The sequence below is a fragment of the Bacillus cereus group sp. BfR-BA-01311 genome, assembly GCF_022664295.1.
Classification (GTDB): domain Bacteria; phylum Bacillota; class Bacilli; order Bacillales; family Bacillaceae_G; genus Bacillus_A; species Bacillus_A cereus.
On record NZ_JAKUHC010000004.1, the window covers coordinates 474644 to 483785 of the forward strand.

Below are 9142 nucleotides of genomic sequence, written 5' to 3' on the forward strand. Positions count from 1 at the left end.
TCTTCATTTTAATATTGCATTTGTATTGCCTTTTGCACATTTTGAACATCATTTTTTAATAGTTGTTTTAAATCGTAAGCTGGATAGTAACCACGTTCGTACATAAAGTTAAAAACCTGCGCATGTAATTGTATAGCACCATTTATTTGACGGGTTAAAACTTCTCTAAGACGGGGCGTTGCAGTTTCAGTAATTGCAATTGCATAATTTCGAACAGATGTCTTTGCTAATCCAAGTAAATCTCCGGCGTAAAATCCAGTGTCATCACGATGCTGCGCTTGAAATCCAGGAGCATAAGGATAAAATTGTACTAACTCTTGTAAGTTGTTTTGGATGACATTTATAGCTTTAATATATAACGATTGAAGTGCTTGATCTGATACATTCCTAACTGATTTTTTTAATTTGATTAAACCGTTTGCTTGAAATGCTACTAATTCATGTAACTCCAATGTTTCATGCCAAGCTAGCTGATTAGGATAAGACATAGATGTTCCCCCTTAATATTCATTCATGCCACACTATGCAAAAAAATTCAAAAAGGGCCTATACTACTGAATTCATTTCAATCTAATTCATGATTACTTTTCATCCTTCTATGTTAATCACAATAAAGTATCCTTAATTCCTCTTCCCTACTTTTTTATATCCTTAATTTTGATTTTCAAAATGACTTCTTCGCCTTTACAATCTATAAATTTAATTTTTTCTTCCTTGAAAACCCCCATCATAATACATCCTTTCTTGTTTCGTTATAAACCATATTAGTTAGAAAATATAAATGTGAACATTGTACCTACATATTCCTTTTATATTTTTTAAATTTTATAGCTACTTAAATTTATACGTTATTAAAGATCCACTATTAAAGTAACTACATTGAAGGGGATTTTTCATTAAATCATTTTATTTTTATAGATTAAAAAATAATTATTCTAGCCGTGTTAGTCACCTATTCTTAAATAATTAATAGGTTATATATTATGACTTAGGAGGGATAAAAAGATGACTATACTTTATGATAAAGACTCTTTACAAAAAAATATTATTACCCTTCCACATTGGCAACAAGAAGCTTTCCGTTCTTTTAAATTAAAAATGACAGATAAAGATAAATTGTTTCCTTGTATACCAGCTCAACACGGCTTTACAGCAAATCACCTCAGGTACGGGTTCATTGGTGATCCTAGAGATACGAATACTAGCGAGGGTTTTGCTGCATTACTTAAAGAATATACTGAATGTTCTAGAGACACAGGTCAATACGCCTCACTTATTGTTTTTATTCATACACCAATAGATTTACTGCGAGAAACTACAGTTGAAGATTTTGAACATATTTATTGGTCTCTACTTAATAAAACCAGTTGTTTGGACGAGATGGAATGGCCTACGCACATTCCAAATGACCCTATGGAGAATACTTGGGAATTTTGCTTTCATAATGAATCATATTTCGTTTACTGCGCTACACCCGCCCATGTTAATAGACAAAGTAGACATTTTTCATGTATGATGCTCGCTTTAACACCTAGATGGGTTTTACAGGGAGTTATGAATTCTGAGAAACGCAGTCGAAAACTAAAAAACTTAATACGCCAACGTCTAGCCGCTTATGACAAAGCTCCTATTCATCCCTCTCTTAAAGATTATGGTGAAAAAGATAATTATGAATGGCAGCAATATTTTTTACGTGATGATGAAACCGTCCCATCCAAGTGTCCATTTTCTCGAATCATAAAATACTTTCATAAAAATAAGTAATTCACTCCGTTTTTTATTATTTAGTTGTACAAACTTTAACCACTGAATAGATTTAATATAGATCAAATTTAGTGGGAGGAGCATATTATACGTGGGCATATTTTTAAGCTATGTTTTCTTAGGTTTATCATTATCTGCTCCAATGGGACCTATAAATGCTGCGCAGCTAGAAAAAGGTATTAGGAGTGGGTTTTTTCACGCTTGGATTCTTGGCATAGGAGCCTTACTTGCAGATGTTATCTACATGGCACTTATTTATTTAGGTGTAATTCATTTCCTCGAAAAAGATATTATAAAACTTTTCTTATGGTCTTTCGGAGCTTTTGTTTTAATCTATACAGGCATTGAAAGTTTAAAAAATGCGAATCAAATTAGTATTAGTAATACTAGAAATGATGATTCAATTATTAAAAGCTTTTTTTCTGGTTTTTTTATGTCTTTATCGAATCCATTGACAATTCTATTTTGGCTTGGAATTTTCGGCTCTATATTAGCAAAAGCCGCTTCTTCCTATAATAAAGAGCAGCTTTTGTTATATAGCTTTGGTACTATTTTAGGTATTTTTATTTGGGATATTACAATGGCAAGTACTTCTAGTATATTTCGTAAAATTTTAAATACGCGTATATTGTCTCTTATAACAGTAATATCTGGAATATCACTTATTATTTATGGATTATATTTTGGTTTTCAAACTTACCAAATCATTTTTCAATAGCTTCTATTATTTAGTTGTTACATACTACTCATATTGTGTAAAAATAGATTCTTCATATAGCTGTATTCCTTTTCCTTGAGACAAAATGAACAATTATAGTAACAATAATAACTATTCCTAAAAACAACAAACTCACTAGGAAACCAAAACGCGTTGTTTTTTGCAATAATGTCCCACTAACAGCTAGTGCAATCATTATAAGACCAATAATGCTTTTTATCTGCATCCAACCTTTTGGATTCATTAATCTCCAAAATGAAAGAAGAATGAGACTCCATGTATATAACAACATTAATCCAGCTGCAGTTGTTACATATTCATATATATTTTTCGGTAGTAATAAAGCACTAAGGATAGAGGCACCAAGTCCAATTATAATAAGAATTAGGGCTGGGAATGAGATGTTTTTTTTGTTTTTTTTAGCAAACATTGCAGGTGCATCACCTTCTTCAGCTAAGTTCATGAGTACACTTGTCACTGCAAATAATGAACCAACTAATGTTGAAAAACCCGCTAAAATTAATACTACATTTAAAATAAATGGCACATACGGCAAATTATAGTCTTGTAATGCTACTACAAAAGGGCTTTCTTTCGTATTAAACTGGTTTAATGGAACCATCATAATTGCCAACCCTAAAGAGACTACGTAAATAATCGTTAAAATCATTAACATTACTCTTCCTGATTTTTGTGCATCTTTAGGGTCTTTCAGTCTTATTGTCATTAACCCCATAATTTCGATTCCTCCAAATGCATAAAATGCATAAATTAGAGAGGACCAAGTGCCTTTTAATCCATTTGGGAACCAGTCTTTAAAATTCCGCGGAATTTGTGCTTTATATAAACCACCTTTTATAAATCCTAAAATAACTAAAATAGCAATTACAATAAACCCTATAATAGCAGCGATTTTTATAATAGCCATCCATTTCTCTAAACGTTCGAATATTTTTACCCCTATAAAAATAATTAATATAGCCGCTACTCCATATATAGCAGCAAATATCCATAACGGTATTTTAGGAAACCAGTAGCGTGAAAAGATTCCTAACGCACTTAACTGGCTGCCCATAATAAGCAGTTCAGAACACCAATATGTCCATCCATGACTAAAACCCGCCCAATTTCCAAAAGCTTTTTTTGAATAAATGCGAAAAGATCCTTTTTGCGGATCTTCTACAGCCATTTTTGCCAATGCTTCAAATACAATATAAGTAGTAAATCCAGTTAAAATAAGAATAAGAATAATTGACGAACCACCTATTTTAATTCCTATACTGGATCCTAAAAAGAAACCGGTCCCTATTGTACAGCCAATCCCAATAAGTGAGAGTTGCCACCATTTTAAATCTTTTTTTTCTTTCGTTTCGTTCTCAACATCATGACAGGTCATATCACTATTCTCCTTTATTCATTTTGAGAATGCCCCTCATGATCACTTAAGTACTTCTCAGCAAGCTTTTCAACAACATCAACGACATCATGAGCCTTTATTTTATGGTTTGCTACTCTTTCACTTCCTACAGAAATCTCAACTGTAAATAACGCTTCATATTTCATTTTTTCTGCCCCTTTCGCATCAAATATAACCTCTTATCTTTTATTTCACAAAAATTAATTATGTATTTAAAACCTCGAGAGTATAAAAATTAAACAAATAAAGTTAAAAAAATTGTAACGCTACTAAGCTTATTTATTAAAAAAATGTATGAGGAAGGAGAGACGGCATGCCTCTCCTCTATATCCATTTCATATATAAAATTAGCGAGTAACGCCACCGCCAAGTTGTTGCTCAGCTAATGATACAAGACGTTTCGTAATTTCACCACCAACAGATCCGTTTGCACGAGCTGTTGCATCTGCACCAAGTTGTACGCCAAATTCTTGAGCGATTTCATATTTCATTTGATCAAGAGCTTGTTCAGCGCCACGTACTAATAATTGATTGCTGTTTCCACTGTTATTGTTTGACATGTTCATTCACCTCCTTCTTTCTTTAATATGTTAAATTACATGCTAAAATATATAGCTAATTAATTGGTAATTACGACCGTGAATTCAAAGGTATAGTTGATTCTCTTTAAACTAAAAATAATCGTGTATAGGAGAACGAAATACACCTTACGTGCCATGGGATATCATAAATAGGCCTCCAGTACAACATAAAACGGGTTAAGCTATTTAACAGCATAACCCGTTTTTAATGAAATATTGTATTCCATATACTTTTACACAATGGAGGAAAATGATGAAACATTTTGTTGCTTTATTAATTAAATACACAGCGATAACTGCAGTATTACTTATCGTACTTAGTATCTTTAAAGGCATTTCAATTCCTAGAGTATTACTAATTTCTCTTTTCCTTACAGGAGCTGCCTATTTAATCGGTGATCTCTTCATTTTACCTAAATACGGAAATATGATTGCTACAATGGCAGATTTAGGCTTAAGCTTCTTTGGAATTTGGTTACTAACATCCTTGTTTACTGATTTAGATGTTACTCGTAATATTGGACTTTCTTCATTTATAGCCGCTTTAATTATTGGTGGAACAGAAATTTTCTTCCACATTTATATGAAGAGGCTAGTACTGCGTAACGACAATGAATTAAGAAATCACAATCATATTCATCATGATAAATATGCTATAGAAATGTCAGATGAATATATAGATTCTTCCACCATAAATAAATCCAAGCTTAAGGATACATCTAAAAAATAAAAAAGTGGCCAACGCCACTTTTTTATTTTTGTTTATTAAGCTTGATCTGAATTTCTTACATGTAATGGAGGTGGAACTACCCATCCCTTTTTCTTACTTAAACGTAGCAGAGTTACACCTGCCTGCGCTTTTTTCATATGAAATTGTCCGAATAGCATACCTACATCTTCTCGAAGGCATTTTCCCATTACTTGACTACATGTCACAAGTCCAGCTGCTAACCCTGTAGAAACCGCTGCTGCAATTTCTGCATCATTAATACGTGCTCCAGGAGGAATGTCTTCAATAGATGCAACTGGTCGTTCTGGCGGAGCAGGTGGTAAAGCTATTCCATTAACCTTTAAAAGAGTTTTTAACTCTTCTATTTCCGAATTCATATCATTTTCAATTAAGCTTTCTAAAAACTTCTTTAAATCTTCGTCACCTGTGTGATTCATAAATACTTGATGGCTTGCGATTGCACCTTGTGCAGCAAGAAGATAACTCCAAATATCAAATACTTCTCCGTAATGTAACGGTTCATTTTGAGGATTTCCACTTAATATACCCATTTTTAAATTCCTACCTTTCGAAAATATCATAATAAATATTGATTTCAATATTGAAATCAAATTTTTAAGTATGCTTTTTCCTGCAAAAGATTTTCTACTATGCATGGAAAACACCTTTCCAACACTGCGTGTTTATTGTTTAGGAAAGTAGTTTACAAATTAAATACCCAAAGATTATGAAAGAAGATTATCAATAATCTTTGAGTGAGAATCTGTTTAATATAAGGTTTTTTATTTTTATGAATACACAAAAGAAATTGATTTACATATTTGCTATATTTTAAGCTAATTTACTTAGCGGTTAGCTCTACCACCAAGTTGTTGTTCTGCCATTGCTACTAAACGTTTTGTAATTTCACCACCAACAGATCCGTTTGAACGAGCTGTTGTATCTGCACCAAGTTGTACACCAAACTCTTGTGCAATTTCATATTTCATTTGATCAAGAGCTTGTTCAGCGCCTCGAACTAATACTTCATTACGACTTCCACTATTATTTTTTCCCATATTGTTTCACCTCCGATGTTTTTAATATGCTACAAATTATGAAATAATAATTATCCTTTTTATGGAAATTAGATTATGAATAAAAATTGATTTTTTTCTTAAAGTAGGGCAAAACATATAAGAAAGAATAACTGATATAACATACTTTCATAACAACACTATATATACTTTCTAATTCCCTTCAGTAAATAAAAGAAAGATTTCTATTTCACCAAGAGATTAAATAAAATTATGTTTTGAGACATAATTCAAAAGGAGATATGAGATGAAAGCTGTAACCTATCAAGGACCAAACCAAGTACAGGTTAAACAAGTGGATGATGCAAAATTAGAGAAAAAAGATGATATTATTGTAAAAATTACTTCAACCGCTATTTGCGGTTCTGATTTACATCTATATCAAGGCAACATGCCCTTACCTCAAGGATACATTATCGGCCATGAACCAATGGGAATCGTTGAAGAAGTCGGGCCAGATGTCACTAAAGTGAAAAAAGGCGATCGTGTTGTCATCCCCTTCAACGTTTCTTGTGGACATTGTTTCTATTGCCAACATGAAATGGAAAGTCAATGTGATAACTCAAACCCTCATTACGATTCTGGTGGATACTTTGGTTATACAGAGAAATTTGGTAATCATCCAGGAGGACAAGCAGAATATTTAAAAGTTCCATTTGGTAATTTTACTCCATTTGTTATACCGGAATCATGCGAACTTGAAGATGAATCCCTACTATTTCTATCAGATGTTTTACCAACAGCCTATTGGAGTGTAATAAACGCAGGCGTTAAGCCAGGTGATACTGTTATCGTCCTTGGTTGTGGACCTGTTGGATTAATGACACAAAAATTCGCTTGGATGCAAGGTGCTAAACGTGTAATTGCAGTGGATTACTTAGATTATCGGATGAATTATGCAAAAAAGATTAACAATGTTGAGGTATTTGAGTTTACAAAATTTCCAGATATGGGAGAACATTTAAAGGAAATTACACATGGCGGTGCCGATGTAGTCATTGATTGCGTGGGAATGGATGGAAAAAAATCGCCTCTAGAATTTCTGGAACAAAAATTGAAACTACAAGGCGGAACTCTCGGCCCTATTCAAATCGCTACGAAAGCCGTAAGGAAATATGGAACGGTTCAAATGACCGGCGTTTATGGTGGCAATTATAATGCATTTCCACTCGGGGCATTTTGGGTTAGAAATATTAATCTTAAAATGGGACAAGCACCTGTCATTCATTTTATGCCGGAACTATTTGAAAAAATAACAAATAAAGAATTTGATCCAAAAGAGATTATTACACACAAAATCCCCCTTGAAGAAGCGAGCTACGGTTATCAAATTTTTAATAATCGTGAAGACGACTGTATAAAAGTCATTCTGAAGCCTTAAAGATAAGATTACATTTCGTAATCTTATCTTTTTTTATTAAATGCTAAGTATCTATCCCCTATTTTCATCTCACATCTAAAATAGTTATTTTCAAAAACTTTGCATTTTGAGGCAATAAATAATTGGTAAAAACATGAATTAAAGTATTAAGTAACCAAATAGCGGACACGATAACAATGTTAACTAACTTAAAAGAGGTGTACTTCATGTTTTATTATAAAGAAGAACTGATTAATATTATCAAGCCGGACAAGCCAGATCCAGCTGCCGCAAAAGTTTTACAAGAAATATTAGGTGGGCATTATGGCGAAATGCGTACAATGATGCAATACTTCTTCCAAAGCTCAAATTTTAGAGGGAAAGAGAAGCAATATCGTGATTTACTTCGAGGTGTTTTTTTAGAAGAAATAAGCCATGTAGAACTTGTACAACATACAATTAATCAACTATTAACTGGATCTGGTGAACCTACACCAGGAAATGCAGGTGTTGACACGGCACCACTTGATGAAGCGGTTAAACATGCCAATCCTCATCACTTTATTGTAGGTGCTCAAAGTTCATTGCCCGTTGATGCAGCTGGCAACCCATGGAATGGATCTTGGGTATATAGCCATGGGAATTTAATTAGCGATTTATTAGATAACGTAGTACTTGAATCTACAGGTGTACTTCAAAAAACTAGAATTTATGAAATGAGTTCCAATCAAACTTTTAGAGAAACACTTGCATTTTTAATTGTACGTGATAATGCACATCAAAATGCTTTCGCAAAAGCTTTAGAGACATTGGGTGTTGAATGGGGGAAACTCTTCCCTGTGCCGAACTATGATATTAATAAATACCCAGAGTGCAGAAAGTATGTAGACATGGGATTCCATAACGCACAATTTAATTTTAGCTTAGATCCAACAAGAATGGGAGAAATATTCCAAGGTGAATCACCAAGTAGAAACAAAGGAACATTAGCAGTAACGGACCCGCCAAAAGGTTTTCCTGTACCAGAACTTCCTGAAATGCCAAATGAGCATAGTCCTGGATTAAAAGATATTGGTCTTTGAGATTATTATGGCCAACTATTGATTCATGGTTGGTCATAGTTTTTTATAAAGATTCATGTAAACTTGTTGTTAACATGATAAGATGTTTTAATAAATCCTCTTTATTTAAAAGTGATGTTGATTATATTGCTGCTCCTCTTAATTTTGTTTCTATGAACTATTAAACGCCACTGTTACTTACTTATAATCTCCCTACCTCTATTCACATATAAAATCCCTATATTGTAAACAAAGAGGAGGGACTTGTCCCCCCTCTTCTTTTAATTTTTCTCTAAAAGAGTTGCTCCTGCAATCCCTGGGTGTGTCATTTCGAATGGATCTAGAATTAACTCTAAGTCTTCTTGTGACAGTACACCATTTTTCACACAAAGTTCTCGAACGGATTGCCCTGTCGCGATTGCTTCTTTCGCAACG

At 33.2% G+C, this 9142-nt stretch carries 11 protein-coding genes and 1 pseudogene; 5 read left to right on the forward strand and 7 right to left on the reverse strand.

The window, feature by feature from the left end:
• Positions 1-8: 8 nt before the first annotated feature.
• Positions 9-488 carry a spore coat protein CotF gene (cotF, locus tag MR136_RS13065; RefSeq protein ID WP_000121390.1) on the reverse strand — a complete coding sequence of 160 codons (480 nt, stop codon included), beginning with the start codon at positions 486-488 and terminating at the stop codon, positions 9-11.
• A 517-nt stretch (positions 489-1005) separates the two neighbouring features.
• On the opposite strand from cotF, the gene MR136_RS13070 reads away from it, so the two are divergent.
• Complete coding sequence (locus MR136_RS13070) at positions 1006-1764, forward strand: YqcI/YcgG family protein (RefSeq protein WP_061457402.1); 759 nt, start codon at positions 1006-1008, stop codon at positions 1762-1764.
• 91 nt (positions 1765-1855) lie between these two features.
• Positions 1856-2482: a LysE family transporter gene (locus MR136_RS13075; RefSeq protein ID WP_000510848.1), complete on the forward strand. Its 627-nt coding sequence runs from the start codon at positions 1856-1858 to the stop codon at positions 2480-2482.
• A 52-nt stretch (positions 2483-2534) separates the two neighbouring features.
• Here MR136_RS13075 and MR136_RS13080 read toward each other — a convergent pair whose 3' ends face one another.
• From MR136_RS13080 to MR136_RS13090, 3 genes are all read right to left on the reverse strand, one after another.
• A complete protein-coding gene (locus MR136_RS13080; RefSeq protein ID WP_000128218.1) occupies positions 2535-3878 on the reverse strand; it encodes an amino acid permease in 1344 nt (447 codons plus the stop codon).
• 14 nt (positions 3879-3892) lie between these two features.
• Complete coding sequence (locus tag MR136_RS13085; protein ID WP_000872953.1) at positions 3893-4045, reverse strand: hypothetical protein; 153 nt, start codon at positions 4043-4045, stop codon at positions 3893-3895.
• Between the two features lie 201 nt (positions 4046-4246).
• Positions 4247-4459 carry an alpha/beta-type small acid-soluble spore protein gene (locus MR136_RS13090; protein WP_000069657.1) on the reverse strand — a complete coding sequence of 71 codons (213 nt, stop codon included), beginning with the start codon at positions 4457-4459 and terminating at the stop codon, positions 4247-4249.
• 274 nt (positions 4460-4733) lie between these two features.
• On the opposite strand from MR136_RS13090, the gene MR136_RS13095 reads away from it, so the two are divergent.
• Complete coding sequence (locus tag MR136_RS13095) at positions 4734-5210, forward strand: YndM family protein (protein WP_000680267.1); 477 nt, start codon at positions 4734-4736, stop codon at positions 5208-5210.
• A 35-nt stretch (positions 5211-5245) separates the two neighbouring features.
• Here MR136_RS13095 and MR136_RS13100 read toward each other — a convergent pair whose 3' ends face one another.
• Together MR136_RS13100 and sasP are read right to left on the reverse strand one after the other, a co-directional pair.
• Complete coding sequence (locus MR136_RS13100; RefSeq protein WP_000512129.1) at positions 5246-5761, reverse strand: DUF3231 family protein; 516 nt, start codon at positions 5759-5761, stop codon at positions 5246-5248.
• 294 nt (positions 5762-6055) lie between these two features.
• Positions 6056-6268, reverse strand: coding sequence for a small acid-soluble spore protein, SasP family (sasP, locus tag MR136_RS13105; protein WP_000517671.1), 213 nt, complete (start codon positions 6266-6268; stop codon positions 6056-6058).
• Between the two features lie 265 nt (positions 6269-6533).
• Between sasP and MR136_RS13110 the strand changes: the two genes are divergently transcribed.
• Entirely contained in the window at positions 6534-7667 is a 1134-nt protein-coding gene (locus MR136_RS13110; RefSeq protein ID WP_000649085.1) for a zinc-dependent alcohol dehydrogenase, read from the forward strand.
• Positions 7668-7873: 206 nt separating this feature from the next.
• The gene (locus tag MR136_RS13115) at positions 7874-8728 is read left to right on the forward strand and encodes a manganese catalase family protein (RefSeq protein WP_000500357.1); all 855 of its coding nucleotides are present in this window, start codon (positions 7874-7876) and stop codon (positions 8726-8728) included.
• Between the two features lie 260 nt (positions 8729-8988).
• On the opposite strand, the pseudogene MR136_RS13120 reads toward MR136_RS13115, so the two are convergent.
• Positions 8989-9142 (reverse strand): annotated as a pseudogene (locus MR136_RS13120) (aspartate ammonia-lyase); the annotation flags it as partial.

What these genes read in the sequence shown, in the direction of transcription:
- MR136_RS13115 (WP_000500357.1), top strand. Translation starts at nt 7,874, where the DNA reads ATGTTTTATTATAAAGAAGAACTGATTAATATTATCAAGCCGGACAAG.
- MR136_RS13070 (WP_061457402.1), top strand. Translation starts at nt 1,006, where the DNA reads ATGACTATACTTTATGATAAAGACTCTTTACAAAAAAATATTATTACC.
- sasP (WP_000517671.1), bottom strand. Translation starts at nt 6,268, where the DNA reads ATGGGAAAAAATAATAGTGGAAGTCGTAATGAAGTATTAGTTCGAGGC.
- MR136_RS13100 (WP_000512129.1), bottom strand. Translation starts at nt 5,761, where the DNA reads ATGGGTATATTAAGTGGAAATCCTCAAAATGAACCGTTACATTACGGA.
- cotF (WP_000121390.1), bottom strand. Translation starts at nt 488, where the DNA reads ATGTCTTATCCTAATCAGCTAGCTTGGCATGAAACATTGGAGTTACAT.
- MR136_RS13110 (WP_000649085.1), top strand. Translation starts at nt 6,534, where the DNA reads ATGAAAGCTGTAACCTATCAAGGACCAAACCAAGTACAGGTTAAACAA.
- MR136_RS13085 (WP_000872953.1), bottom strand. Translation starts at nt 4,045, where the DNA reads ATGAAATATGAAGCGTTATTTACAGTTGAGATTTCTGTAGGAAGTGAA.
- MR136_RS13090 (WP_000069657.1), bottom strand. Translation starts at nt 4,459, where the DNA reads ATGTCAAACAATAACAGTGGAAACAGCAATCAATTATTAGTACGTGGC.
- MR136_RS13095 (WP_000680267.1), top strand. Translation starts at nt 4,734, where the DNA reads ATGAAACATTTTGTTGCTTTATTAATTAAATACACAGCGATAACTGCA.
- MR136_RS13080 (WP_000128218.1), bottom strand. Translation starts at nt 3,878, where the DNA reads ATGACCTGTCATGATGTTGAGAACGAAACGAAAGAAAAAAAAGATTTA.